General features: G+C 70.3%; 26 protein-coding genes. 10 read left to right on the forward strand and 16 right to left on the reverse strand.

Annotated features, from left to right (window positions below; genetic code table 11):
* Positions 1 to 225 precede the first annotated feature (225 nt).
* Positions 226 to 1251 carry an SGNH/GDSL hydrolase family protein gene (locus CV755_RS22740; RefSeq protein WP_109282148.1) on the forward strand — a complete coding sequence of 342 codons (1026 nt, stop codon included), beginning with the start codon at positions 226 to 228 and terminating at the stop codon, positions 1249 to 1251.
* On the opposite strand, the gene CV755_RS22745 is transcribed toward CV755_RS22740, so the two are convergent.
* The 4 genes from CV755_RS22745 to CV755_RS22760 form a co-directional block, all read right to left on the reverse strand.
* The gene (locus tag CV755_RS22745; RefSeq protein WP_109282149.1) at positions 1205 to 1453 is read right to left on the reverse strand and encodes a hypothetical protein; all 249 of its coding nucleotides are present in this window, start codon (positions 1451 to 1453) and stop codon (positions 1205 to 1207) included. The genes CV755_RS22740 and CV755_RS22745 overlap by 47 nt on opposite strands.
* 6 nt (positions 1454 to 1459) lie before the next feature.
* Positions 1460 to 3118, reverse strand: a complete 1659-nt coding sequence (gene qcrB / locus CV755_RS22750) for a cytochrome bc1 complex cytochrome b subunit (protein WP_109282150.1) — start codon at positions 3116 to 3118, stop codon at positions 1460 to 1462.
* Between the two features lie 124 nt (positions 3119 to 3242).
* Positions 3243 to 4760 carry a hypothetical protein gene (locus tag CV755_RS22755; protein ID WP_109282151.1) on the reverse strand — a complete coding sequence of 506 codons (1518 nt, stop codon included), beginning with the start codon at positions 4758 to 4760 and terminating at the stop codon, positions 3243 to 3245.
* 122 nt (positions 4761 to 4882) lie between these two features.
* The gene (locus CV755_RS22760) at positions 4883 to 5557 is read right to left on the reverse strand and encodes a hypothetical protein (protein ID WP_109283459.1); all 675 of its coding nucleotides are present in this window, start codon (positions 5555 to 5557) and stop codon (positions 4883 to 4885) included.
* 115 nt (positions 5558 to 5672) lie between these two features.
* On the opposite strand from CV755_RS22760, the gene CV755_RS22765 reads away from it, so the two are divergent.
* Positions 5673 to 6053 (forward strand): helix-turn-helix domain-containing protein, encoded by a 381-nt coding sequence (locus tag CV755_RS22765; RefSeq protein WP_109282152.1) that lies wholly within the window; start codon positions 5673 to 5675, stop codon positions 6051 to 6053.
* A gap of 62 nt (positions 6054 to 6115) precedes the next feature.
* On the opposite strand, the gene CV755_RS22770 is transcribed toward CV755_RS22765, so the two are convergent.
* A complete protein-coding gene (locus CV755_RS22770) occupies positions 6116 to 6541 on the reverse strand; it encodes a rodlin (protein WP_109282153.1) in 426 nt (141 codons plus the stop codon).
* A gap of 209 nt (positions 6542 to 6750) precedes the next feature.
* Entirely contained in the window at positions 6751 to 7152 is a 402-nt protein-coding gene (locus tag CV755_RS22775) for a rodlin (protein ID WP_109282154.1), read from the reverse strand.
* Between the two features lie 251 nt (positions 7153 to 7403).
* Here CV755_RS22775 and CV755_RS22780 point away from each other — a divergent pair, with 251 nt between their 5' ends.
* Positions 7404 to 7988, forward strand: coding sequence for a TetR/AcrR family transcriptional regulator (locus CV755_RS22780; RefSeq protein WP_109282155.1), 585 nt, complete (start codon positions 7404 to 7406; stop codon positions 7986 to 7988).
* On the opposite strand, the gene CV755_RS36780 is transcribed toward CV755_RS22780, so the two are convergent.
* The 4 genes from CV755_RS36780 to CV755_RS22795 all read right to left on the reverse strand — a co-directional run bounded on the left by CV755_RS36780 (position 7964) and on the right by CV755_RS22795 (position 12320).
* The gene (locus tag CV755_RS36780; RefSeq protein ID WP_277751849.1) at positions 7964 to 8092 is read right to left on the reverse strand and encodes a hypothetical protein; all 129 of its coding nucleotides are present in this window, start codon (positions 8090 to 8092) and stop codon (positions 7964 to 7966) included. The genes CV755_RS22780 and CV755_RS36780 overlap by 25 nt on opposite strands.
* 139 nt (positions 8093 to 8231) lie before the next feature.
* Complete coding sequence (locus tag CV755_RS22785) at positions 8232 to 9794, reverse strand: MDR family MFS transporter (RefSeq protein WP_109282156.1); 1563 nt, start codon at positions 9792 to 9794, stop codon at positions 8232 to 8234.
* Positions 9795 to 9978: 184 nt separating this feature from the next.
* Positions 9979 to 10941 (reverse strand): Gfo/Idh/MocA family protein, encoded by a 963-nt coding sequence (locus tag CV755_RS22790; RefSeq protein WP_109282157.1) that lies wholly within the window; start codon positions 10939 to 10941, stop codon positions 9979 to 9981.
* Entirely contained in the window at positions 10938 to 12320 is a 1383-nt protein-coding gene (locus CV755_RS22795; RefSeq protein ID WP_109282158.1) for an NDP-hexose 2,3-dehydratase family protein, read from the reverse strand. The genes CV755_RS22790 and CV755_RS22795 overlap by 4 nt, the downstream gene beginning before the upstream one ends.
* A gap of 222 nt (positions 12321 to 12542) precedes the next feature.
* On the opposite strand from CV755_RS22795, the gene CV755_RS22800 reads away from it, so the two are divergent.
* Entirely contained in the window at positions 12543 to 13499 is a 957-nt protein-coding gene (locus tag CV755_RS22800) for a ScbA/BarX family gamma-butyrolactone biosynthesis protein (protein WP_109282159.1), read from the forward strand.
* Between the two features lie 333 nt (positions 13500 to 13832).
* Entirely contained in the window at positions 13833 to 14909 is a 1077-nt protein-coding gene (locus CV755_RS22805) for an alpha/beta hydrolase (protein WP_109282160.1), read from the forward strand.
* A 46-nt stretch (positions 14910 to 14955) separates the two neighbouring features.
* Here CV755_RS22805 and CV755_RS22810 read toward each other — a convergent pair whose 3' ends face one another.
* Positions 14956 to 16152, reverse strand: a complete 1197-nt coding sequence (locus tag CV755_RS22810) for an alpha/beta hydrolase (protein ID WP_109282161.1) — start codon at positions 16150 to 16152, stop codon at positions 14956 to 14958.
* A 288-nt stretch (positions 16153 to 16440) separates the two neighbouring features.
* Between CV755_RS22810 and CV755_RS22815 the strand changes: the two genes are divergently transcribed.
* Positions 16441 to 17805 carry a carotenoid oxygenase family protein gene (locus CV755_RS22815; RefSeq protein ID WP_109282162.1) on the forward strand — a complete coding sequence of 455 codons (1365 nt, stop codon included), beginning with the start codon at positions 16441 to 16443 and terminating at the stop codon, positions 17803 to 17805.
* A 148-nt stretch (positions 17806 to 17953) separates the two neighbouring features.
* Positions 17954 to 19009, forward strand: a complete 1056-nt coding sequence (locus CV755_RS22825) for a VWA domain-containing protein (protein ID WP_241561360.1) — start codon at positions 17954 to 17956, stop codon at positions 19007 to 19009.
* On the opposite strand, the gene CV755_RS22830 is transcribed toward CV755_RS22825, so the two are convergent.
* Both CV755_RS22830 and CV755_RS22835 read right to left on the reverse strand, forming a co-directional pair.
* The gene (locus CV755_RS22830) at positions 18975 to 20012 is read right to left on the reverse strand and encodes a sensor histidine kinase (RefSeq protein WP_109282163.1); all 1038 of its coding nucleotides are present in this window, start codon (positions 20010 to 20012) and stop codon (positions 18975 to 18977) included. The two genes, CV755_RS22825 and CV755_RS22830, sit on opposite strands and share 35 nt — an antisense overlap.
* Positions 20009 to 20662, reverse strand: a complete 654-nt coding sequence (locus CV755_RS22835; RefSeq protein ID WP_109282164.1) for a response regulator transcription factor — start codon at positions 20660 to 20662, stop codon at positions 20009 to 20011. Before CV755_RS22835 ends, CV755_RS22830 begins: the two co-directional genes overlap by 4 nt.
* Positions 20663 to 20892: 230 nt before the next feature.
* Here CV755_RS22835 and CV755_RS34740 point away from each other — a divergent pair, with 230 nt between their 5' ends.
* Positions 20893 to 21066, forward strand: coding sequence for a type II toxin-antitoxin system Phd/YefM family antitoxin (locus tag CV755_RS34740; protein WP_161968732.1), 174 nt, complete (start codon positions 20893 to 20895; stop codon positions 21064 to 21066).
* Between the two features lie 33 nt (positions 21067 to 21099).
* Here the strand turns inward: CV755_RS34740 and CV755_RS22845 are convergent, their stop codons facing one another.
* Entirely contained in the window at positions 21100 to 21678 is a 579-nt protein-coding gene (locus tag CV755_RS22845; RefSeq protein WP_109282166.1) for a Uma2 family endonuclease, read from the reverse strand.
* 163 nt (positions 21679 to 21841) lie between these two features.
* Entirely contained in the window at positions 21842 to 22363 is a 522-nt protein-coding gene (locus tag CV755_RS22850; protein WP_241561361.1) for a hypothetical protein, read from the reverse strand.
* Between the two features lie 125 nt (positions 22364 to 22488).
* Here CV755_RS22850 and CV755_RS22855 point away from each other — a divergent pair, with 125 nt between their 5' ends.
* A complete protein-coding gene (locus CV755_RS22855) occupies positions 22489 to 23313 on the forward strand; it encodes a class I SAM-dependent methyltransferase (RefSeq protein WP_109282167.1) in 825 nt (274 codons plus the stop codon).
* Here the strand turns inward: CV755_RS22855 and CV755_RS22860 are convergent.
* Positions 23310 to 23900, reverse strand: coding sequence for a class I SAM-dependent methyltransferase (locus tag CV755_RS22860; protein WP_109283461.1), 591 nt, complete (start codon positions 23898 to 23900; stop codon positions 23310 to 23312). The two genes, CV755_RS22855 and CV755_RS22860, sit on opposite strands and share 4 nt — an antisense overlap.
* Before the next feature lie 268 nt (positions 23901 to 24168).
* On the opposite strand from CV755_RS22860, the gene CV755_RS37230 reads away from it, so the two are divergent.
* Positions 24169 to 24276, forward strand: a complete 108-nt coding sequence (locus CV755_RS37230; protein WP_161968733.1) for a SapB/AmfS family lanthipeptide — start codon at positions 24169 to 24171, stop codon at positions 24274 to 24276.
* Positions 24277 to 24279 lie beyond the last annotated feature (3 nt).

The raw sequence follows: 24279 nt of genomic DNA on the forward strand, positions 1-24279 counted from the left end.
TCCGGCCGGGGCACTTGTTGTGCCGGGGCACAACGGGGCGGGACGAGCCCTGTGCTTCGGCACATGGCCTGGGCGGCGGCGGGCAGCGACGATACCGACAACGTTACCGGCCGGTTTCGTAAGTTCCTTTCCGCTGCCCCCGGCAGTTCGACTGCCCGCGTCAGTTCCGCTGCCCCCGCAGCTCCGCTGCCCGCGGCAGTTCAGCTGCCCCGTCCAGGAGGAACCGTGCCCACAGCCGCATCGAAGCGCACCCAGCTCCGCACCGGCAAGCGCCTCGGCGAGCGAACCGGCAAGCGCCTCGCCAAGCCCACCGGCAAACGCACCGGCAAGCCCCTCGGCAACCGGCCCCTGGCCCTGGCCGGCTGCGCCCTGCTCAGCACCACCGTGGCCCTGGCAGCCACCCCAGCCCAAGCCACGCCCGCACGCCCCGCCGCAGCCACCGGCACCTTCGTGGCGCTGGGGGACTCCTATGCGGCCGGCGCCGGCATCCCCGCCCTCTCCGCGGGTCTGTGTCTGCGCTCGGACCACAACTACGCCCACCGTGTCGCCGAGAAGCTGGCCCCGGCCGCCTACCGGGACGTCACCTGTGCCGCGGCCAAGACCGGCGCGCTCACCGCCCGGCAGACCGATGCCGGGATCCCGGTCAACGGCCCCCAGCTGGACGCGGTCACCCCGGACACCTCCCTGGTCACCCTCACCATCGGCGGCAATGACATCGGCGTCACCGATCTGGGGTTTGTGGATGTGGTGGCCGTCTGCACCGCGCTGGCCCCCACCAACCCCCTGGGGGCGCCCTGCCGCGACCACTACGGGGACGGCCTGGCCAAACGGCTGGACGCCACCGCGCCCAGGCTGGCCGACGGGCTGCGGAGGATCCACGCCAAGGCCCCGGGGGCCCGGGTGCTGGTGGTCGGCTATCCGGCGATCCTGCCCGCGGACCCGGTGAAGTGCCTGGGCAAGGTGCCCGTCACGGTGGGCGACACCGCCTATCTGCGGTCGGTGCTGGGCCAGGTCAACAGCATGGTGGCGCGCACCGCCGCCGCCAATGGCGCCACCTATGTGGATGCCTTCAAGGCCACCGAGGGGCACGACAGTTGCTCCTCCGACCGCTGGATCGAGGGGCTGCTGCCCCTGGCGCCGGCGGTGCCGCTGCACCCCAACGCCCGGGGTGAACAGGCGATGGGCGACGCGGTGCTGGACACCCTCAGCGCCCTCGGGGACGCTCCCCGGCGGGCAGCGTCCACTCGTTGACCAGCAGCCGCGCCCGTCCCGCGTCCCGGGCGAAGACCAGCACCTGAAGCCGCCAGCGCGAGCGGCGGCCGCAGGGCGCGGCGGTGGAGCGGATGCCGCGGCCGCCGAGGAAGGCACGGACCTCCTCGGCGGCCGCGGCGCTGGCCACCCGGGCCACCGGGACCAGCAGCCCGTAGGGGTAGCGGCGCCGTCTGCCGAACACGGCCGGTCAGTGCCGGACTTCGGCCGGCTCGTGGTGATGAGCCGCCAGCAGCGCCTCGTATTCCTCCCTGGTGACCTTGGGGATCTGGCCGGTGGGGCCGAAGTACGCCTGGGACATCCGCACCCGCAGCCGCTCCAGCCAGCCGATCTGCCGGACGTTGCCGTTCTCGTCCACCGAGGGCGGCATTTCCAGCGGCTGGTACTGGTGGTGCACGGTGAGCGCGTAGCGGTCCTCCTGCACCAGCGGTTCGTGCACCTCGACGAACTCGCCGTGCGGCAGCCGTACGATGCGCCCCGACTCGCGCCCGTGCAGCACCTTCTCCCGGTCCCGGCGCTGGAGCCCCAGGCACCAGCGCTTGGTGACCACAAAGGTGAGCACCGGCAGCACAAAGAAGCCGATCCGCACCGTCCAGGTGATCGCGTTGATGGAGAGGTGGAAGTGGGTGGCCCACAGGTCGTTGCCGCCGCCGATCAGCAGCAGGCTGTACAGGGCGAGCCAGGCGGCGCCGAAGGCGGTACGGGTGGGGTTGTTGCGGGGGCGTTCGGTGACATGGTGTTCGCGTTTGTCGCCGGTGACCCAGGCCTCGAAGAAGGGGTAGAGCCACAGCGCCAGCAGCACACAGGGAAAGACCAGCAGCGGAATCAGCACGCCCAGCACCAGGGTGTGGCCCAGGAAATTGATTTCCCAGCCGGGCATCACCCGGATCAGGCCCTCGGAATAGCCCATGTACCAGTCGGGCTGGGCGTCGGTGGTCACCTGGTCCGGGCGGTAGGGGCCGTACGCCCAGATGGGGTTGATCTGCGCGATGGCGGCGAACACCCCGATGATCCCGGAGACCAGGAAGAAGAAGCCGCCCGCCTTGGCCATATAGACCGGCATCAGCGGCATGCCCACCACATTCCTGTTGGTCCGTCCGGGCCCCAGGCCCTGGGTGTGCTTGTGGTAGAAGACCAGGATCAGATGGGCCACCAGCAGGGCGGCCATGATGCCGGGGATCAGCAGGATGTGCACCATGTACAGCCGGGGCACCCAGATGGTGCCGGGGTACTGCCCGCCGAAGAGGAACATCACCAGATAGGTGCCCACGATGGGCAGCGAGAGAATGGCGCCCTCCATAAAGCGGATACCGGTGCCGGAGAGCAGGTCGTCCGGCAGCGAGTAGCCCATAAAGCCGTCGAACATGCCGAGGATCAACAGCCCGGCGCCAATGAGCCAGTTGAGCTCGCGCGGCTTGCGGAAGGCGCCGGTGAAGAACACCCGCGTCATATGTGCCAGCATCGACAGAATGAAGACCAGCGCCGCCCAGTGGTGCAACTGCCGCAGCAGCAGCCCGCCCCGGATGTCAAAGCTGATATCCATGGTGGACTTGAACGCCTCCGACATCCGGACGCCGTTCAGCGGGGTGTAACGCCCGTGGTACACCACCTCGTTGAGGCCCGGCTTGAAGAACAGCGTCAGATAGACGCCGGTGACGATGATGATGAGGAACGAGTAGAGGGCGACCTCGCCCAGCATGAACGACCAGTGGTCCGGAAAGATCTTCCGGAGGTTGGCCTTCGCCAGGGAGAACAGGCCGACCCGGCCGTCGGCCCAGGTGGCGATCCGCTCTCCGACGGGGGGTTGGGAGGTGCGGCCCGCCTGAGGTGCCTGCTGTTGCTGCGACATCCGATTGCCCGATCTGTCCGCTATGTGCGATTTTCAGAACAATCGCACGCTTGTCACCAGTCCTCCATCTTCCAGGCTTTTGGCGACCAAATCGGGATTTGCCAGGGAGTGTCGGGTCAGCCGGTCAGCGGAACTCCGCCAGCCTCGGCCGCAGCCCGGCCACGGTCAGCGCGGCCGCCAGCAGCAGCGCGCCGCCCGCCGCCGGCAGCAGGGTGTCCAGGTCCGCACGCCCCCGCCGGGACTCATCGGTGAAGACGGCCTGGTTGATGCCGATGTCCTGGGCCAGCGCGGCCATCCAGGCGTCGAAGTGGGCATTGGACTTGCCCGGATCCCAGCTGATGCCGAAGTCGGTGGCCTCGCGCAGCCGCCCGGCCGCCACCAGCTGCCGGATCCGCTGGTCGTCGCGCTGGTAGACCAGATAGGCGTCCACCGCGCGCTCGGCGGCGGCCCGCTCCCCGGGGAAGGTGAGATTGTCCAGCTCGCGCCGGAACTCGCCGGTGAAGGCCGCGTCATGGTGACCGGAGCGGTAGTCCCGCCAGGAGGCGGCCAGGTCGTCGGGGTAGCGGGCCAGGGTGCTGCCCTGGATGCCGTAGAGCCGCTGCGACTTGTCGAAGTACGAGCTCTCGTACTGCCCGCGCCGCCCGGCGTCCAGCAGATAGCGGCTCTCGTCGGCGTTGGCGTCATAGGCCAGCGCCCGCGCCCGGGACAGCGCCACCACCGAGTCGAAGGAGTCATGCCGGGCCACCCGCAGCCGCTCCGCCGACCCGGTGAACAGCGCGCCGCACAGGCCCAGCGCGGCCAGCGCGCACACCGTGGCCGCCAGCAGCGCCGGGTTGACCACCCGCCGGAAGCGCCGGGCCAGATACCACTGGAGCAGGCCCAGCAGCGCCAGCAGCAGCACCCCCAGCACCACCGCGGTGACCAGCTCCGCGGTGAGCCGGGAAGCCGCGTCCCGGTACTCCCGCTCAAAGGCGGCGTCGGTGCCGTCCACCAGGGTCCGCGCCCGGGGCAGCAGGGTGCTCTGCAGCAGGTCGGTGGCGGTGCGGTAGTGGCCGATGGCCGCCGCCCGGCCGTCCGGACGGGCATCGTCCTCCCGGGCCCGGCCGATCAGCTCCTGGTAGCGGGCGAAGCCGTCGGTCAGCTCCTCGACCGCCCGCTCGGCGCTCCGGTCGCCCTGGGCGGCCACCGCCAGGGTGCGCAGCTGATGGGCGGCGGTGCGCAGGCTGCCGTCATAGTCGCGGCCCGCCTTGTCATAGGAGACCCGGTCGCGGTCGCCGCCGCCGTTGCCGCTGGACAGCAGGAGGTTGGCGGCCTGGGCGTCCATGTCGTTGAGCGCCAGGTTCAGCTCGGCGGCGCCGACGGTACGGGGCGCCTCGCTGCCGGTGATGTCGGACCAGTTGCCGGACAGCGCCTGCCCGGACACCAGGAACAGCACCGCCAGGCCGGCGGCCACCAGCAGCGCGGCGGTACGCAGCAGCCGCAGCCGGGCCGGCACGCTCGCGGCGCGGCGCCGGGCCCCGGCGGCCAGCGCCTCCCCCAGGGCGCGCATCCGGTCGCCGGACACCGAGGGCGCCCGGGAGGATACGGCCGGGGCACCGGCCTTGGCGGCCGCCCCCGGCCGGTTTGTCGCGGTGACCGCCACGTGCCTTCCCCCTTCGCATCAATGCGAGGGGAGTGTGCGACATATGTACGAGAACCGAACCGCCGTTGACGGACCCCTGATGCCTCAACGCCTTGATCTTGACGTGGTGTTGACGCCTCCGCTCACTCGTCCTCCTCGTACGGCGCCTCCTCGGCCAGCCGTTCACCGATGTCATCGGCCCAGCCCTGGGCCCAGGCCCGCAGTCCGGCGATCTGCTCCGGGTCCAGGCCGCAGGCGGCGAACTCCCGGTCGTCCAGCCACTCCACGCCCTCCAACCGGGCCTGGAGATCGGCCAGTTCCAGGCCGTCCCGGGCATGCCGCCGGCCCCACTCCTCCAGTTCGGCCGGCGAATGGTCCCGGGCGGCCGCGCGTACCACCGCCAGGTCCGCGGCCAGCCCCCGGTCGGCCAGCGCCCGCACCCGGATGCCCACCAGGTCCTCCAGGGCGAGCACCGGGCCATCGGCACCGGGCACCGGCGGGCGCCAGAGGGTCTCCTTGCCGATGCCGACGCGGTACTCCCCGCCGCCCGCCGGATCGGAGACCGCCAGCCGTGCCTCCAGCGGCTCCACCGACAGCTCCCGCACCTGCCGGCCGCGCGCCTCCAGCCCCGCCCGCAGCACCTCGGTGAGCTCCGCCATGGGCGTCTGGGCGTCGGTGGCCAGCTCCAGCTCCGCACCGGCGTGCGCGGCCAGGCCGTGTGCCTCGGCCGCGTGCCCGCCCGCGAGGAGCAGGGGGCAGGAGCCGCCCACCGCCATCAGATCCAGCAGCAGCCGCCGCAGTGGTTCGTCCAGTGCCATGATCGTCACTATCGCCCGGCGGAGCCGCATGGTGCTACCGCACCGGCGCCCCTGACGGCGCGCCTCCCGCCGTAGAATCGGTTCACCCGCGCCGAGCCGAGCAGGAAGCGATTCCGTGGCCAACGCACTGCAGCAGTTGATGAGACAGCGACTGGACGGGCAAGGGTGGTCCTACGGAGAGGTCGCCCGCCGCGGTGGCATCCCCCGCTCGACCGTGCATCATCTGGCCACCTCGGAGCGCCTGGTGCGGCTGCCCCAGCCGGCCACCCTGGAGGGGCTGGCCCGCGGTCTGGAGCTGCCGCTGGACCGGGTGCGCCAGGCCGCCGCCGAAGCCTGTGGCATCCATCTGTCCACCGCCTGCCGCCCCGCCACCGAGGCGGACCCGCTGATCGCCGGTGTCCAGCGGCTGTCCGCGGAGGACCGCCGACATGTCGCCGCCCTGGTCGAGTCCTTGCTGGAACGATCCGCCAACTCCCCTCGCCCGCCCGGGCGTTAGCAGCCATCCCGGAACGGCGGAAAGCCGCCCCGGTGGGGGCGGCTTTCGCAGGCGGTACGGGCTCAGTGGTCGTTCGCCGAACCGTTGCCGGACAGGATCGGGATGTGGTCCAGGATGTGCGACAGCGGGTTGTCCCCGTTCTGCATCGTGGAGTTCTCGGTGCACATCTGCTGCTGCTGCGAGGAGAGGATCGGGACGTCCTGGATACCGATGTTGACCAGGCCGAGGACGGACTGGAGGCCCAGCTTCCCGATGGCGATACACGGCTTGTTGAACGAGCCGTTGATCAAGCCCATTTGCGGGCTCATATAGCCGCCGGTCCAGGTGTTTCCATACATCTGCATTGCCTGGTTGGCATTGGAGATGTCCCCGTCATGACCGCGGAACGGGGCGGCCATGGGGACGGAACCGGCGGCCATCGCCGGACCGACCGAGGCGCCCACTGCGGAGACCGTCAGCGCGGCCGTCGCCACTACTTTCTTGATCACGAATTGCCCTTCGCTGGAGGCCGACGGATTTGGAGAGCAACATGTCCAACCGGCACACCGGCCGGGAAGTTATCCCGCTTCATTCGTTCGGACGACCGCCACCGGCCCCGGAATTGCCCCCGGAAACCGGAAACCGGAAAACAGGAAAAACCCCCGGCAGCGGGGCCCGCACACCCGCCGCCGGGGGAATTCCGGTACCGGTACGGCGCTCAGGCGCCGTTGCCCGATCCGTTGAGCGACAGGATCGGAATGTCGTCGAGGATGTGCGACAGCGGGTTGTCCCCGTTGTCGATCGTCGAGTTGTCGGTGCACTGCTGCTGCTGCTCGGAGGAGAGGATCGGGATGTCCTGCAGGCCGATGTTGATCAGGCCGACCACGGACTGGATACCGAGCTTGCCGATGGCGATGCACGGCTTGTTGAGCGTGCCCTGGATCAGGCTCATCTGCGGGCTTTCCTTGCCGCCCGTCCTGGTGTTTCCATAAGCGGTCTTCGCGCCATTGGCGTTGGCGACGTCCTGGTTGTGGCCGTCACCGAAAGCCATCGCGGGACTGCTGACGACGCCCACCGTGGAAGCCGTCAGCGCGGCCGTGGTGAGTACCTTCTTGAGCACGTCTATAGCCTTTCGATCGTGTAGCGCCCCCACTGAGAAAGCGTTCTGCCCAACTCCCCCCGTATTGGAGAGGTTCCGGGCTTTCACTCATTCGAGCCAGCGGCCGGAACCGCCGAATTCTCATTGAATTATCGGCTGCGCGGCCGGTGGACGGGGCCCGCCGGAGCGGCTTACCTGCCAGCGGGTCAGCTGGGTAGGCTGGGGCGACCGGCCCCGCTCTCGCCGGGACCGGCCGAGTGAAGGGACAGCAGATGGGCAGCAGTGCACCGCGCCGCCGCAGTGATACCCGCGAGCGCATTCAGCAGGTCGCGCTGAGGCTCTTCCTGGACCAGGGCTATGAGAAGACGGCGCTGCGCGAGATCGCGGATGAACTGGGGGTGACCAAGGCTGCCCTCTACTACCACTTCAAGACCAAGGAGGACATCCTCGCCGGGCTCTTCGAGACGGTGGGGGCCGAGTTGGACGAGGTGATCGCCTGGGGCCGCGAGCAGGGCGGTGAACTGGACGCCGGGCTGGAGCTGTTGGAGCGGTGCAGCGTGATCTTCGCCAAGTCCGCACCGCTGCTGATCATTTTGCAGACCAACCAGGCGGCGCTGCACTGCATGAGCGTGGGGCAGGACTTCCGGGCCCGGGTGGGGGCGCTGGCCGGGCTGCTGCGCCGGCCGGACGCCCCGGTGGCCATGCAGGTCCGCTCGCTGACCGCCCTGCTGACCCTGCACTTCGGGGTGTTCGCCCTGCAGAGCGTCGAGGGTGACATGGAGGAGAAGCGGCTGGCGCTGCTGGCCAGCGCCCAGGAGCTGCTGGCCTCCGCCTACCGGGAGAGCGGCGTCGGCTGAGGCTCGGCCCCGCCGGGCCGGTGCGCGAGGATTCCGGCGCGGACCGCCTCGGCCAGGCTCTGCGCCCCGGCGTCCTTCTCCGAGAGCAAGGGTGAGGAAGCCATGGACCCCCCAGGGACGTGCACCGAGCGCCCCGAGTCCGCGTCCAGCACGGTGGAGTGGTAATGGCCGAAGTCGGCGAACCGACCCGCAGGTCCACCACGATGTCGCGCAGGGCACCACGCAGAACCTATGGGGCGGCGATCAGGCGGCACTGGAGGCGTGGTCGGGAGCCGGACGGTCGGCGGGGGGCTCGGGGAGCGAGCGGTCGCGGCGGCCGTTGCGGACGAACCAGGAGACGGCCAGGCTGACCAGGCCCACCGCGGAGGCGTAGAGGAACACCTGGTGGATGCCGCCCGCCACGGCGTGCTCATAGGCCGAACGGACCTTGGACGGCAGCTTGTTGAGGCTTGCGGCGTCCAGCCGGGACGAGCCGCCGCCGACCCGGCCGGCCGACGCGCCCAGCCGGTCGGCCATCACCCGCCGCACCTGATGCGAGAAGACCGCGCCGGCCACCGCCACGCCCAGAGTGCCGCCCAGGGTGCGGGAGAGGGTGACACTGGAGGAGGCCACGCCAAGGTCCTTGAGTTCCACGCTCTCCATGGCGACCTGGATGGTGTTCTGCATCAACAGGCCCACCCCGATGCCCAGTACGGCCATATAGCAGCCGGTTTCGGTGCGGCCGGTGCCCACATCCATCCGCAGCATCAGCGCCACTCCGGCCACCAGCAGGGCGGAGCCCGCCACCAGGAAGAGCCGGTACCTGGCGGTGCGGGTGGCGAGCTGGCCGGTGGTGAGGTTGGCGCCGACGATGCCCAGCACCATGGGGAGCATCAGCAGACCGGAGTTGGTGGCCGAGGCGCCCTGCACGGTCTGCTGGAACAGCGGCAGAAAGGTCATCGCGCCCACCATCACACAGCCCATCAGAAAGGCGATGGCGTTGGCCAGTGAGAGGTTGCGGTCGCGGAACAGATGCGGGGGCAGCACCGGTTCGGCGGCCCTGCGCTCCACCGCGAGGAAGAGGGCGGTGGCGGCCAGAAAGACCACCGCCAGGGTGGCGATCACCGGCGAGGTCCAGGGGTATTCGGTACCGCCCCAGGTGGACAGCAGCACCAGGGCGCTGATGGCGGTGGTCAGCAGCACGGCGCCGGCATAGTCCACCCGGGCTTGGGACCGCTGTTGGGGCAGGTGCAGCCAGGAGACCAGCAGGGCCAGGGCGAGCACGCCCAGCGGCAGGTTGACATAGAAGCACCAGCGCCAGCCGAGGTGGTCGGTGATAAAGCCACCCGCCACCGGGCCGCCCACCATGGCCACGCCCATGGCGCCGGAGATCAGCGCCTGGTACTTGCCCCGCTCGGCGGGCGGGATCAGCGCGGCCATCAGCGACAGTGCCCCCACCATCAGCCCGCCGGCGCCCAGGCCCTGCACCGCGCGGAAGGCGATCAACTGGCCCATGGACTGGGAGAGTCCGGAGGCGGCCGAGCCGGCCAGGAAGATGGCGATGGAGGAGAGGAAGGTCCCCTTGCGCCCGTACATATCGCCGAACTTGCCCCAGAGCGGGGTGGCCGCGGCGGTGGCGAGCATATAGGCGGAGGCCACCCAGGAGAGGTGGTCCAGGCCGCCGAACTCACTGACGATGGTGGGCATCGCGGAGCCCAGGATCAGATTGTCCAGCGAGGCCAGCAGCATGGCGATGACCACCGCGCCGATAACCACCTTGGTGGCGCGGGGGGTTGGGGTGGCGCCGGGGGCGGGTTCCTGCGGCATGTTCTCTCCCCAGAACAGGTGCGGGAGCTCCGGCAACACCGGAAACTTACTTGCCGCCGGGCTAGTTTGATGAGGCAACCGTAGGCCGCTAACTAGCCGGGCGTCAAGTAAAACAACGGCTTGGGGACATAGGGGACGGCCCCGGGGAGCGACCGTCCCCGGGGCCGTCCTTGAACCTCCGGCGTCAGCGGCCCGCCGACCGGCGTACCGCGTCCAGCAGGGCGGCCTGGGTGAGGATGGCCGGGTCGGGGGCGGTACGGTCCCGGACCGCGCGGGCGAAGGCGGCCAGGGTGGCAGCCACCTGGTCCTCGGCGGTCAGCCGGCGCTCGGTCAGCCCGTCCCGGGTCTCGATCAGCAGTACGGGGGTGTGGTCGGCGGGCGGGGTGAAGGCGCGGTCCAGGGTGATCCGGCCCTGGCTGCCATGGAGTTCATAGCGGTTGCGGTAGGCGTGCTCCATGCCGAAGGTCAGCTGGGCACTGACCCCCTCGGGGGTGCGCAGCAGCGCGGCGCCCGCGGTGTCCACCTCGCGCCCGGCGCCATTGACCAGATGGGCGCCCAGCACCTCAAGCCCCTCACCCAGCAGGTGCAGGGCGGCGCGGACGGGATAGATGCCCACATCCCACAGCGCCCCGCCGCCCAGGTCGGCACGGTGCCGGATGTCGTCCTCGGCGAAGGCCGGGACGGTGAAGGTGGCGTGCAGGGCGTGGAGTTGGCCGATGGCGCCCTCGCGCACCAGCTCGCGGACCACGGTGTGCTGGGAGTGATGGACGAACATCACATTCTCCATCAGCACCAGGCCGCGCTCCCGGGCCAGCTTCACCAGCCCTTCGGTGCGGGCCAGTTCGGTGGTCAGCGGCTTTTCGGCGAGGACGTGTTTGCCCGCCAGCAGCGCCCGTTCCACCCACTCGGCGTGCAGAGCCGCGGGCAGCGGGACATAGACCGCGTCGATGTCCTCACGTTCCAGCAGTTCGGCGTACCCGCCCACGGCGGTGGCGCCGTACGGGGCGGCGGCCCGTACCGCCTTTGCGGCGTCGCGGCTGGCGACGGCCCGTACCTCCGTGCCGGTGGACGCCGCCATCGCGGGCAGCATCCGCCGGACCGCGATATCCGCACAGCCCAGCACACCGAAACGCAGCGAGGCCGTCATCGGGCGCTCCCCGAACGGGCGTTGAGACAGGCGAGCAGGGTGCGGCCCTGGACATTGAGGTAATGACCATGCCGGACCAGGCTGGTGAGCTGGCCCGGAGTCACCCACGCATAACCGGGCGGGACCTCAAGACCGTCCTCGGCCTCCACCAGCAGATACCGGCTCTCCGCATTGAGGAAACGCCCGCCCTCCTCCGAGTGCACCGCCTCATACCAAGGCGTCGCCGACCGCACATAGTCCAGGAACAACGGCCGCTGCCCGACCGACAGCCGGGCGTAGTTGTCCGGGGTGTACTGCACCGTGGGCCCCAGCTCCACCGTGTCCAAAAACCCGCCCTCCACCCGGGCGTGCACCAGCACATGCAGCACCCCATCGAACTCCCGCGTCAAAAACGCGGTCACCCCCAGGCCCAGCGGCTCGAACAACGGCTGGGTCCAGCGAGTCACCTCACGGTTGCCCGCCTCCACCGACACCGCCACCACCCGGAAAAACCGGCCCTCCTCATGCTCGATGGCATCCTCCCCGCGCTTCCAGCCCGGCAGACCCGCCAACGGCACCCGCTCCGCCCACACATCGTGCCGGGAACGCTCGGCGGTGAACCACGACAACAGCTCCGTATCGGAGCGCACCGCCCGCTGATCAGGGTCAGCAAAGGGCAGACAGGACAGCACCGTGCGCGCGTCCATGTTCACCACATTGTCCCGCCCCAGCAGTTCGGCGATCTGGCCCAGGGTCAGCCAGCAGAAGTCCTCCAGCAGCGGCACCTCCCCCACCGCCTCCACCACCATGTTCCGATTGGACTTGCGCCAGAACCACGAACCATGCTCCGACTGCAGCACATCGGCCAGCACCCGGCCCCGCCCCGGCTCGATGAAGTACTCGATGTACTTCACATCCGCACCCTGATGCACCTTGGTGTAATTGCTGCGCGTGGCCTGCACCGTGGGCGAGAGCTGCAACAGATTGCGGTTGCCCGGCTCCATCTTGGCCTGCATCAAAAAGTGCAGCACCCCGTCGAACTCCTGGGCCAGGATGCCCAGAATGCCCACCTCGGGCTGCTTGATGATCGGCTGATGCCACTCCGGGAACGGAGCCATCCCACCGGCGACCCGCAGACCCTCCACCGTGAAGAACCGGCCACTGCGATGCACCAGGTTTCCCGTGCCCTCCTGGAACGACCAGCCCTCCAGCCCGGCAAAAGGAATCCGCTCCACCCGGAAGGCATTCGCCGCCCCCCGCCCCGCCAGCCAGGACGCGAACTCGGCGGTGCCTCCCTTGGTGGTGGCCGCCGAGAGCGCCAGGCGCTCCGGCAGGCGGGCGTCCACCCGCGGTCGCGGAGTGAGGCCGGTGGTGGAGGGCCCGGCAAGCTTGGCCGACATCTGCTGACTCCCTGGACTCGGTTGCTTCCGTCCGTCACTGCGTGGGTCTCACACCACACTTGAGTGACGAACGAGTCAGTGTCCAGATGCGCGGCGAAGACGGATCATGAATGGCGGAAAATGCCACGGACCTTGAGTGGCAAACCGGCAGATACGTATCTTTACAGCACGGCCGACCGGCCACGCTGCAGGTGATCCGATCAGCGTTCCGTTGGGGGAGCAATGTCCAGGAGCCGTACCTCCGTTGAGCCCGTCCGGCCGGCCGGCCGACTGCCCGTACCGCGTCTGACCACCACCGTGCCCAGGGAGTTCGTCCACCGGGCCGCGGTGGCCGAGGTGTTGCTGACGGGCTGGAGACGGCTGGGCGAGAACCGTTTTGCGGTGAGCGCCCAATGGCCGCGCGGGCACAGCTTTTTCACGCCGGTGCTGGGCACCCAGCACGATCCGATGCTGATAGCGGAGACGGTGCGGCAGGTCGGCTCGCTGCTCTCGCACGCGGAGTTCGGGGTGCCGCTGGACTACCGGTTCGTCATGTGGCACCTGGACTACCGCAGCCACCCCGAGCATCTGGCGGTCGGCTGGTCACCGGCCGAGCTGGAGCTGCTGGTGGACTGCTCGCGGATCCGATGGCATGGGGATTCCTTCGCCGGGATGCACTATGACGTGGTGATCCGCCGGGACGGCGCGGTGGCCGCCACCGGCAGCGCCTCGCTGAGCTGCACCTCGCCCAAGGTCTACCGGCGGCTGCGCGGCGCCCGGCAGGTGCGGCCGCCGGCCGATCTGGGCTCCCCGGTCTATCCCCGCCATGTGGGCCGGGCCTCGGCCTTCGATGTGGTGCTCTCCACGGCGGACGGTGCCGCGCCGCCGGGGCGCTGGCGACTGCGGGCCGATGTACGGCATCCGATCCTCTTCGACCACCCGGTCGATCACATCCCCGGCATGGTGCTGCTGGAGGCCGCCCGCCAGGCGGTGCTCGCCCTCGATCCCGCGGCCCCCGTCTGCCCGGTCGCGCTCAGCAGCTCCTTCCACCGGTATGCGGAGCTGAGCAGCCCATGCTGGATCGAGGCCGAGCGGGGCCCGGCGGACGCGTCCGGGGCGTGCGACACGCGGGTCACCGGCCGCCAGGACGGGGAGTTGCTGTTCTCCTGCGCGATTACCTCGATGCGCCGTTCCGAATAGGACCTGGACAAGCCCTTAGGGACGAATATTGCCGATCAAGTAGCAGACAATCGCGATCACAATGAGCGTCAGAACGACAACTGTCTTTCTCTCCTTGCGCGACATGGATTCCATCACGTCTCCCAGACGACCATCCGATGGGTCGGACTGCCTGGCCTGGAAACTACCCGCGATCAGGTGGTGACACTACGGATCGATCGAAAGTCTGAGGTTGACTTGAGGTTGATTGCCAAACGGCGCGGCGCCGGGGGAATTTGACCGGATGACGTCCCGTCCGGGTTCTCATGCCGCAATACCCCCGACGCTTCCGCTCTCGGTCGTTATGGTCGCCCCGTGACTCTCAGTCTCACCGGCACCGCGTTCTTCGCTCTGCTGGTCGCGGTGACCGTGCTGGCCGTGCTGGCCACGCTGCTGCTCTGGGCCCGGATTCCCGGCCCCCGGCCGCTGCGCTGGCTGGGACGGGTGTTGCTGATCGGCCTGTGCCAGGTGACCGCGATCTGTGTGGTGGCCGTATGGATCAACACCAGTTATGGGCTCTACGCCTCCTGGGAGGACCTGCTCGGCCGGGACGGGGACACCGCCGGGCCGGTGTCCATGCCGGGCCCGCCGGCCCAGCGGGCCAAGTTCACCAAGGGGGACAACGGGCTGCGCGAGACCTACTTCCATGGGGCGCGCTCCTCGCTCTCCGGGCAGGTGATGGTCTGGACGCCCCCGCAGTACGACGACCCGCGCTATCGCAAGACCGGCTTTCCGGTGGTGATGCTGCTGCACGGGGTGCCCGGCTCCCCCCAGTCCTGGCTGGAGCAGGGCAAGATGCCGGGCTCCTACCGCAAATTGCTGCGCGAGGGAACGACCCGGCCGTTCATCCTGGCGGTGCCGATCATCAATCCCGGTGGGGTGGACACCGCTTGCTCCGATATTCGCGGTCGCAAGGTGGCCACCTGGCTGGCCTCCGATGTCCCGGATCTGGTGCGGCACCATTTCCGCACGGCACACGGCCCCGGTTCCTGGGCGACGCTGGGGATTTCCACCGGCGGATTCTGTGCCGCGAAGTTGCCGCTGCAATTCCCCAAGGTTTTCAGTGCCGGGGCGGCGCTGGATCCCGACCCGCTCAACGGAGACGGCGGGGCCATCACCGACCAGGAACTTCGCAAACGCAACAGCCCCATCTGGCTGGTGCGGCACACCCAGGCCAATGTGGCTTTGTTTATGGCCACTTCACGGCAGGACCGGGACAGCCCGCCCCGCTATATCGAGGATTTCCAGCGGGAGGCGGTGGGCAGCCAAGTGCGGCTGCGCACCATGCTGCTGGACCGGGGCGGGCACAACTACCGCACCTGGGTCACCCTTTACCCGGCGGCCTTCGCCTGGCTCGCCGAGCAGCTGCCCGGCGGGCCCCCGGCGGGCTGAGCCACGCCGGCAGTCACGCCGACAGTCACGCCGGCCGCCGCGCGGGCTACTTCTTCTTGGGCGCGTCCTGCGCATCCTGCGGGAAGGTGAGCTGCTGGCTCATCCAGGTCATCACCGGGGCGATCTCCCGCCGCCAGGTGGAGAAGTGGTGGCTGCCCTCGGGCAGGATGATGGTCGCCGCCTTCATCGGGTCCTTGACCGCCTTGAGGAACTTCTGGGTGGCGTCGAAGTTCTTCTCGCCATGGCGGCTGGAGGTGACCAGCACCGAGACCCGGGGCGCCGGCTTGTTCTGCAGCCGCCACATCAGGTCGTGCTCCCGCTTGTTCTGCTTGCCCTGCTCCCCGGAGCCGAAGAGGTTGCCGGTGGCGATGTCGTTGTCCAGCTTGTAGTCGCCGGACAGCGCCGCTGCCGCCGGGTAGACCTCGGGCGCCCGCATGGCCAGCTCCAGCGAGCAGGTGCCGCCGGAGGAGTAGCCCAGCACACCCCAGGCGGTGGCGTCATGGCCCACCCGGTAGGCGCTGCGCAGCGCCTCCGGCAGGTCCTTGGTGAAGAAGGTCTCGGCCTGCGGCCCGCCGGGGACGTCCACACATTCGGTGTCCCGGGGCTGGGCGATGGTCGGGGAGAGCATCACCACGATGGTGGGCTGCATCTTGTTGTCGGCCAGCAGCTTGGCGGCGGTCTCCGGCACCTTGAGGTGCTGGGCCACGCTCTTGCGGCCACCCGGGTAGCCGCTGATGACCACCATCACCGGGAAGCGGGCCCGCTGGTACTGCGGCTGGAAGTACTGCGGGGGCAGATAGACATAGGCCGGGTTGACCGCCTGGGAGCGCCGCCCGACGATGCGTACCGAGTCCACCCGGCCGGTCTTGGCCTCCGGCCCGCGCGGGATCCCGCCGACATGGCTCAGGCCCTCGTCGCCGGTCGGCTGGACCAGGCCGTTCTTGGACTCGTTGACCATGGCCGCGGGACCGTTGGCCGGCACCTGTTCGTAGACATTGACCGGTGCCTTGTCCACCCGGCCCAGCAGCTGGTTCCAGGTGCCGAAGAAGCCAAGGCTGGAGTTGACGGCCAGCAGCACGGTGGTGATGATCATCAGCTGGGTGAGCAGGATGGCGCCCAGCCTGCCGAGGACGGACAGCAGGTTGCGCTTGGCCAGTCGCGGCCACACCCACACCATGAGTGCCACACACAACACGGCGGCGAAGCCCACCGTGTACACCAGTGACCTGCTGGTCAGGCCCATGTGTTTCTCACTCCCTGCCACCCCGTGGTGGGCATCCGCGTTCGACTGAACGGCCCGGTCACCGGATAAGAGGCGGGAACCGGTGGCCAGGGTTGCCCTGTTTTCTTTTCTTCCCCGGCTCTTGTCCTGGCCGCTTCCTGGGCTTGTCCCGCCGTTCCCCGCCCGGAAACGCCGCGCCGGGCACCGTTCGACAGGCCGTACGGGCTGGTCGAACGCGCTCTTCCGCCGGATGGTGGTGACACGGCCGCACGGGGCGGGCCGGGGCAGCGGCGAAGGTGGCGAGCAGGAATGACCGAGGACCAGTCGAAGACGGCCAATCCCTACCTCGGCGGACTGTTCGCCCCGGCCCGGGAGGAGATCACCGCCATGGACCTGCCGGTCACCGGCCGGGTCCCGGACGCGCTGCGCGGCCGCTATCTGCGCAACGGCCCCAATCCGCTGCGGGTGGACGACCCGGCCGGCCATCTGTGGTTCAGCGGCGAGGGCATGGTGCACGGGGTACGGCTGCGCGACGGCCGGGCCGCCTGGTACCGCAACCGCTGGGTGCGCTCGGACGAGGTGGCCCGGCAGCTGGGCGAGAAGGTGCTGCACGGGCCGCGCCATCTGGGCATGGACTTCGCGCCCAACACCCATGTCCAGGAGTTCGCCGGGCATCTGCTGGCGCTGGTGGAGGGCGGCTCGCTGCCCTATGAGCTGGACCCGGACCTCTATACGGTGGGCCCCTTCGACTTCCATGGCACCCTGCCCGGCGGGCTGGCCGCGCATACCGTGATCGACCCCCGCTCCGGGGAGCTGCACACCGTGGCGTACTGCCCGGCCTGGAGCTATGTCCAGTATCTGGTGGCCGCCACCGACGGCCGGGTGCGCCGCTGTGTGGAGATCCCGGTCGAGGGCCGGCCGATGATGCATGACTTCTCGCTCACCGAGCACCATGTGCTGCTCTATGACCTGCCGGTGGCCTTCGCCGCCGGCTGGGGCTCGCCGCCGGCCTTCCGCTGGGACCCCCGGCGCCCGGCCCGGCTGGGCCTGCTGCCCAGGGAGGGCGGGGCGGGGCGGGTGCGCTGGCTGGAGATCGAGCCCTGCTATGTCTTCCACGCCATGAACGCCCATGAGCGGGACGGGCTGATCACCGTGCACCTGGTCCGCTACGACCGCTTCTTCGACCTCACCCGGCCCGCCCCGTTCCGGCAGCCGGCCTATCTGGAGCGGTGGACGGTGGCCACGGCCGATGGGACCGTACGGCGCCTGGAGCTGGACGAGCGCCCGGTGGAGTTCCCACGGGTGGACCCGCGCCGGCTCACCCTGCCGCACCGCTTCGGCTACGCGGTGCACCAGCCGGCGGGCGAGGAGCGCACCGGCTTCGGCACCGGCCTGCTCAAATACGACCTTGAGCGGGGCACCGCCGAGGAGTTCCCGGTGCCGCCGGGCGGTGACATCGGCGAGGGCGTCTTCGTCCCGGCCGGGCCCGGGGCGGCGGAGGACGAGGGCTGGGTGCTGGCCTTCGCCTACGATCCCCGGCGGGCGGCCACCGATCTGCTGGTGCTGGCCGCCCAGGACTTCACCGCCGGACCGGTGGCCCGGATCCATCTGCCGGTACGGGTGCCGGTGGGCGCCCATGGCAACTGGATCCCGGACCAGCCGCCGGGGCCGTAGACAGGGGGCAGGAGCGGAGTCCGGCGGCCATAACACGGGCCGGTGAGGGCATGTACCTGACGGAGCGTTAGCGATAGCCTGCATACAAACAACGGGCATTTCGCCTCATCACCTAACAAATCCCTCGCTCCACAGACAAGGAATTCTCATGGGCCTTCGCAGCCTGCTGCGGACCGCGTTCGGCCGGGCCAGGACGGACGAGCAACAGGAACCCGACCTGCCCCAGCAGAGCACCGGTTCCCCGGCCGCCCCACCCCCCGTCTCGGTGCCCGCCCAGCCCACCGGTGACCGCATCCCCGACCCCGGACCGCTGGAGCCCACCCCCAGCCCGGCACCGGGCGAGCCGGTGCCGGAGCCCGAGCCCCGGCCCCGTCCCATGCCAGAACCGCAGCCCATGCCGGAACCCCAGCCCATGCCCGAACCGGACGGCCCCGGCCCGGTCCCCGAACCGTCCCCCTCCCCGGAGCCGGAGCCCTCGCCCGCCGGAGCGGCGATCAGCCTGGAGAAGGTGCGCTCCACCGCCCCCGGCCTGGTCAGCCTCTACAAGTCGGCGGGCGTCTCACTGCACAAGCAGGGGCTGGCCGGCCAGCGGGCCGCGGTCTATCTGGTGCTGGACCGGTCCGGCTCGATGCGCGAGTACTACAAGAACGGCAGCGTCCAGCATCTGGCCGAGCAGGTCCTGGGCCTGTCCGCCAACCTCGACGACGACGGCACCGTGCCCGTGGTCTTCTTCTCCACCGAGGTGGACGGCATCGCCGACCTGGACCTGACCAACTACGCCGGCCGCATCCAGCAACTCCACGAGTCCTATGGGCACATGGGGCGCACCAACTACGCGGCCGCCATGCGGGCGGTGATCGAGCACTACCGCGGCTGCGGGGCCACCGACCCGGCCTTTGTGGTCTTCCAGACCGACGGCGGGCCGGTCAGCAAGGCCCAGGCCGAGCAGGTGCTGTGCGAGGCGGCCGGGCTGCCGCTGTTCTGGCAGTTCGTGGCCTTCGGCGAACCCGGCAGCAAGGGCTTCGACTTCCTGCGCTCGCTGAAGTCGCTTCCGGTGCCGGAGCGGCGGGCGGTGGACAACGCCGGCTTCTTCCACGCCGGGCGCGACCCGCACACCATCGCCGACGACCGGCTCTACCAGGAGCTGACCGCCCACTTCCCGGCCTGGCTCAGCGCGGCCCGCGCGGCCGGGATCGTCCGCTAGCGCCGCCGCGCGGCAGTTCCACGGTCACCCGCAGGCCGCCCCCGGCCGCATTGGGGGCGGCCTTGACCGTGCCGCCGTGGGCCCGCGCGATGGACCGCACTATGGACAGGCCCAGCCCGGCGCCACCGCCCAGCCGGTCCCGTCCCTCACCGCGCCGGAACGGCTCGAACAGCGCGGGCACTTCGGCCGCCGGCACCTCCGGCCCGGTGTTGACCACCGTCAACCTCCCCGGCTCCACGGCCACTTGGACCGACCCACCCGGACGGTTGTAACTCACCCCATTACGCAGCAGGTTCCCCGCCAGCTGGGCCAGCAGCACCCGGTTGCCGCTGACCGGAGCGGGCACGGTGCGCACCGCGATCCGTACCCCCTCCCGGGCCGCCCGCCCGGCGACCGCCGCCACCTCCTCGGTGACCACCTCCGCCAGATCCGTCAACTCCCGCTTCTCCAGCCCGCGTTCGCTGTTGGCCAGCACCAGCAGCCCGTCGATCAGCCGCTCCGACTTGCGGTTGGCGGCCAGCAGCAGTGCCTTGGTACGGGCCAGCTCCTCGGCGGAGGGCTCGCCCTCCAGCCCCACCTGGATGGCCGCCCGCTGGGTGGCCAGCGGAGTGCGCAGCTCATGCGAGGCATTGGCGATAAACCGGCGCTGGCTGTCCAGGGCCCCCTGCACCGGGCTGAGGAACCGGCCCGCCGTCCACCAGCCGACGCCCACCGCCAGCAGGGCGGTGGCCAGCAGCGCCCCCGCCGACCAGACGGTCAGCTCCCGGGAGGCCGCCGCGCTGACGTCCCCCGACACCCGGTAGACCTCGGTCCGGCTGAGCGCCCCGCCCCGTACCGCCTCCTGCACCGGCAGGGCGGTACGGGCGATCACCGCCGCCCGTTCCTCGGTGCCCTCCCGCGACAGCACGTTCACCGTCACCAGCAGGGCCGTACCCAGCACCAGGAAGATCGCCCCAAAGGCCACCGCGATCCTGGTCCGCGCCGCGATCACCGGCCGCTTCACAGCGCGTACCCCACGCCCTGCACGGTACGGATCAGCTGCGGCTCGCCCAGCTTGCCGCGCAGCTTGCTCATCGCCACCCGGACCGCGCCGGTGAACGGATCCGCGTTGGCGTCCCACGCCCGCTCCAGCAGCTCCTCGGCGGAGACCACCGCGCCATCCGCCTCCAGCAGCAGCTGGAGCAGAGCGAACTCCTTGGGCGACAGCTCCAGCTCCCGCCCGTCCCGGCTGGCCGTCCGCCGTACGGTGTCCAGCCGCAGCCCATGCCGCTCCAGCAGCGGCGGCGCGGGGCGGGCACTGCGGCGGCGCAGCGCCCGCACCCTGGATATCAGCTCCGGAAACTCGAAGGGCTTGGGCAGATAGTCGTCCGCGCCCAGGTCCAGGCCCGCCACCCGGTCCTCCATGGACCCCGCCGCGGTCAGCATCAGAATCCGGGTCCGCGAGCCATTGGCCACCAGGCTGCGGGTCACCTCGTCCCCGTGCACCCGGGGCAGGTCGCGGTCCAGCACCACCACGTCGTAGTCATGCAGCCCCAGGTAGGCCAGCGCGGCGTCCCCGCTGTACACGGTGTCCACCGCGAACCCGGCCCGCCGCAGCCCGGTGGCCACCAGCTCGGCCAGCATCTCCTCATCCTCGGCGACCAGCACACGCATGGCTTCCGCTTCCTCTCTGTGCGGGTCTGTGCGGGGCGGGTCGTACGGGTACGCCCCTTTCCTTCCAGGATGCGGTGTCTAGCAGAGGGGGTGTTTCGCTGATGTCTCCGTCTCGCGGATGTCCGCGCCGCCGGCTCTCGCGGCCGGTGGGCCTCGCCGTCAACGGCCGGGGACCGGAAACCGCCGGAATGGCGATGCCGTACGGGTCCCTGCGTGCGTACGGTTCCCGCATGGAGACCTATCCGCCGGCGGAAGCGCGGGAGCAGCTCGGACGGCTGGTCGCCCGGGGCCGGGAGAGCCACGAGCCCATCGCGATCAGCGAGGGCGGGGAGCCGGTGGCCGCGCTTGTCTCCCTCCCGGAGCCGGCAGAGCTCCAGTGCCTCAGGGGACTCTCCCGCCAATGAGGCGGGGGGCGCATGGCCGTCCCGGCCCGGAGGTCAGTCCGTGTACTCCTTCAGCTCCTCGGTGTCGAGCTTGAATCCCACCGGAGCCGGCAGCTCGACGGGGGTGCCGTAGGGGCGCGTGGTGATGTCGCGGTAGACGCCGTCCGCCAGGCCCGCGTGGACGGTCACGGAGCGGTACTCACGGTCGATGAGCAGATAGACCGGGATGCCCGCCTGGGCGTAGCCGTGCGGCTTGTCGCGCCTGTCGCGCTGGTCGGTGTCCGAGTCGTTGGAGGTCACCTCGACCACCATGAGGATGCCGTCGGGATCCAGCCACTCGCCTTGGCCGCTGGTGTGCTTGTCGGGCGCCAGGGCGCCATCCGCGATGGCGCGGCCTTTGCGGTAACTCTCGACTTTCAGGCCCTGCTCCCCGTACAACCACAGGTCAGGCCGGTGCTGCATGCACAGCTTCTGCAGCCACCTGATGATGTCGCCGTGGTATCCGTCAGGCACCTGCTTGACCCCGATCTTTCCGTTGATGAACTCCAGCCGGACGGTCTCGGGGGCACTGCGGGCGAGCTGCTCGAACTCCTCGACCGTCATCTGCGGCCGGTTCACGGACCTGGGTGTCATGGCGTCGCCTCCTCCCCCCAATGGTGCCCCGATATCCAGGGGCGCTGCTTGCAGCGTGGTCATGTGCATCCCTCAGAGTCGGCCGGAAGCGGGCATCGAGCCTGAACGGCTCATCGGCAACCTAGAACGCTTGAACAGACAGTCGCAAGCCAGTCACCTAACGTTAACTCAACCGAGTTAAGGGCGAGTTGACCCCGCAAACACACCCGCCCGCCTCCGCCTCCAGTACCCCACCGTCAGCACCCCCACCACCGGCCCCCACAGCACCAGGCAGATAGAGGAAGCCGACCACCGTGTGGCCGGTGGGGGTCATTCCGGTGTCGGGGTAGTGCCACCAGAACAGGAACGGTGTCCACAGGAGCAGCAGCACCGCGCACCCGGCCGCGGCCGTGATCGTCGCCGCCCGGGCGGGAATGGGCCGGCCGCCGAGCCATCCGGGCAGGGCCTCGCCCCAGGGGCGGACCAGCCCCAGGGTCAGCAAGGCCGCCCCCTCGGTGAGGACGGTCAGGGCGAGCGGCCAGGCCGCGCCCCAGCCGGTGATGCCCAGCCGGTGGCGGCCCTCCGGGGTGTAACCGGCGGAGAAACCGCAGACCAGGGCCAGTCGCCAGAGCCCGGACGGCAGGGTGAGCAAGGCGGGCAGATGGGCGGCGTGTACAGCCCAGCGGGGTGCGGTGGCAGTGGTCATGGTGACGATCCTGGCGGCGGACGGGCGGCGTTCCCTCGTCCTGCCGAACCGGGTTCCTCCACCGCACGGTGGAACGGCCATGGCGTTAGGTTGGACACCGGGGCGGAGAAGGGGACGGCTCGGCCATGGACCGCGAGAAGATCACCCTGCACGGCGTACCGGAGACCATGCTCTTCACCCTCTACGCCCGCGCGCTGGACAGCCGCTCCCCCGCCCCCGTCCTGGGCGACACCGAGGCGGCCCGGATGGTGCCGCGCATCGACTATGACTTCGAACGGGCGGGCATGGGCCGGCTCACCGCCGCCGGGATCGCCCTGCGCGCCCGTCAACTCGACGACTGGACGCGGCGGTTCCTGCTGACCCACCGCGAGGCCACGGTGCTGCACCTCGCCTGTGGACTGGACAGCCGGGCGCACCGCATCACCCGGCTGCCCACCGTCCGCTGGATCGATGTGGACCTCCCCGAGGTGCTGGCCATCCGCGAGCATCTGCTGCCCCACCCGGCGGGTGACTACCGCACCCTCGCCGCCTCCGTCACCGACGAGGGCTGGCTGGAGCACGTCCCCGCGGACCGGCCCACGGTGGCGGTCTTCGAGGGGCTGTCGATGTATCTGCGCGAGGAGGACGGCAAGCGGCTCCTCCAGCGCATCGTCCACCGCTTCCCCGGCGGGCAGTTGCTCTTCGACTGCTGCAACTCCCTGGCCCTGCGGGTTGCCCCGCTGGTGCCCTCGCTGCGCCGGGCCGGGAGCCGGTTCCAGTGGGCGATCGACGACCCCCGCGAGCCGGAGGGCTGGGCGCCGGGCCTGCGCTGCCTGGACGCGCTGCCGACGGCCGCGCTGCCGGGTGTCGAACGGCTGCCGTGGCCCGGGCGGTTGAGCGCCTGGCTCACCGCCCGGGTGCCGGGGGTGCGGGACATGGGGCGCCTGCTGCGGTACGAATTCGGAGGCTAAGCCGCCCGGCGCATCAGCAGATGTCCACGCCGGAAGCGCTCCCCTTCGAGCGGCTCCCGCAGCATCCGGCCCACCTCGGCGAACCCCGCCGCGCCCGCCAGCGCCGCCAGTTCGTCGATCGGCCAGCGGTAGGCCGTGGTCACCTTGTGGTCGAACGCGGTGACCGGCGCGCCCTCGGACTCGAAGAAGCCGAGCAGCAGATGTCCGCCGGGCGCCAGCACCCGCCCGAACTCGGCCAAATATGCGGGGATTTCGCCCGGCGGGGTGTGGATCACCGAGTACCAGGACAGGATGCCGCCCAGCGCGCCGTCCGGGAGGTCGAGAGCGTCCATGGAGCCGACCTCGAACCGCAGGTCCGGATAGGCGTCACGGGCGATACCGATCATCGCGGGGGAGATGTCGATGCCGAAGGCGTCCAGGCCCAGGTCCCGCAGCAGGGCCGTCATCTGGCCCGGCCCACAGCCCAGTTCGGCCACCGGCCCGCCGCCGGCCGCCCGTACACACTCCGCGAACGCGGCCAGGAAGGCCCGGTCCAGCGGCAGCGGGTCCAGCCCGTTGCGGACGAAGTCGGCATAGCGGACGGCCATGGCGTCGTAGGCGTCCGCCGTCGTACGGAGATGTGCAGAGTCATGGGTCACGGGCGAGGACCCTACGCCAGGCACCCCCGTCACATTCCCGCGCCGCCATCCGTCAGGGCGGTGAGAGCAACGCGAAGCCGATCTACGCCCGGGCCTCCGAGCACTTCCTGATCGCCAAGCCGGTGCCGGGACGGTCGTTTACCGATCCCTGGGCGTAGGCACACTCCGCTGTGTCCGGGTACCCCGACGAGGGGAAGGGACGGTCACCATGACGCTCATGGCGCTTCTCGAACTGCAAGCGCTGGTCGCGGACGACGATCGGGGGGAGGGATACTCCCCCGGGCGGAGAGATGAAAGCACCGCGAGCCTCCTCGTCTGCGAATAGGCG

It is taken from the genome of Streptomyces orinoci (assembly GCF_003121295.1).
Lineage (GTDB): Bacteria > Actinomycetota > Actinomycetes > Streptomycetales > Streptomycetaceae > Streptomyces > Streptomyces orinoci.

What these genes read in the sequence shown, in the direction of transcription:
- qcrB (WP_109282150.1), bottom strand. Translation starts at nt 3,118, where the DNA reads ATGTCGCAGCAACAGCAGGCACCTCAGGCGGGCCGCACCTCCCAACCC.
- CV755_RS22760 (WP_109283459.1), bottom strand. Translation starts at nt 5,557, where the DNA reads ATGGCACTGGACGAACCACTGCGGCGGCTGCTGCTGGATCTGATGGCG.
- CV755_RS22780 (WP_109282155.1), top strand. Translation starts at nt 7,404, where the DNA reads ATGGGCAGCAGTGCACCGCGCCGCCGCAGTGATACCCGCGAGCGCATT.
- CV755_RS36780 (WP_277751849.1), bottom strand. Translation starts at nt 8,092, where the DNA reads ATGGCTTCCTCACCCTTGCTCTCGGAGAAGGACGCCGGGGCGCAGAGC.
- CV755_RS22785 (WP_109282156.1), bottom strand. Translation starts at nt 9,794, where the DNA reads ATGCCGCAGGAACCCGCCCCCGGCGCCACCCCAACCCCCCGCGCCACC.
- CV755_RS22790 (WP_109282157.1), bottom strand. Translation starts at nt 10,941, where the DNA reads ATGACGGCCTCGCTGCGTTTCGGTGTGCTGGGCTGTGCGGATATCGCG.
- CV755_RS22795 (WP_109282158.1), bottom strand. Translation starts at nt 12,320, where the DNA reads ATGTCGGCCAAGCTTGCCGGGCCCTCCACCACCGGCCTCACTCCGCGA.
- CV755_RS22800 (WP_109282159.1), top strand. Translation starts at nt 12,543, where the DNA reads ATGTCCAGGAGCCGTACCTCCGTTGAGCCCGTCCGGCCGGCCGGCCGA.
- CV755_RS22810 (WP_109282161.1), bottom strand. Translation starts at nt 16,152, where the DNA reads ATGGGCCTGACCAGCAGGTCACTGGTGTACACGGTGGGCTTCGCCGCC.
- CV755_RS22815 (WP_109282162.1), top strand. Translation starts at nt 16,441, where the DNA reads ATGACCGAGGACCAGTCGAAGACGGCCAATCCCTACCTCGGCGGACTG.
- CV755_RS22825 (WP_241561360.1), top strand. Translation starts at nt 17,954, where the DNA reads ATGGGCCTTCGCAGCCTGCTGCGGACCGCGTTCGGCCGGGCCAGGACG.
- CV755_RS22835 (WP_109282164.1), bottom strand. Translation starts at nt 20,662, where the DNA reads ATGCGTGTGCTGGTCGCCGAGGATGAGGAGATGCTGGCCGAGCTGGTG.
- CV755_RS34740 (WP_161968732.1), top strand. Translation starts at nt 20,893, where the DNA reads ATGGAGACCTATCCGCCGGCGGAAGCGCGGGAGCAGCTCGGACGGCTG.
- CV755_RS22845 (WP_109282166.1), bottom strand. Translation starts at nt 21,678, where the DNA reads ATGACACCCAGGTCCGTGAACCGGCCGCAGATGACGGTCGAGGAGTTC.
- CV755_RS22850 (WP_241561361.1), bottom strand. Translation starts at nt 22,363, where the DNA reads ATGACCACTGCCACCGCACCCCGCTGGGCTGTACACGCCGCCCATCTG.
- CV755_RS22855 (WP_109282167.1), top strand. Translation starts at nt 22,489, where the DNA reads ATGGACCGCGAGAAGATCACCCTGCACGGCGTACCGGAGACCATGCTC.
- CV755_RS22860 (WP_109283461.1), bottom strand. Translation starts at nt 23,900, where the DNA reads ATGGCCGTCCGCTATGCCGACTTCGTCCGCAACGGGCTGGACCCGCTG.
- CV755_RS37230 (WP_161968733.1), top strand. Translation starts at nt 24,169, where the DNA reads ATGGCGCTTCTCGAACTGCAAGCGCTGGTCGCGGACGACGATCGGGGG.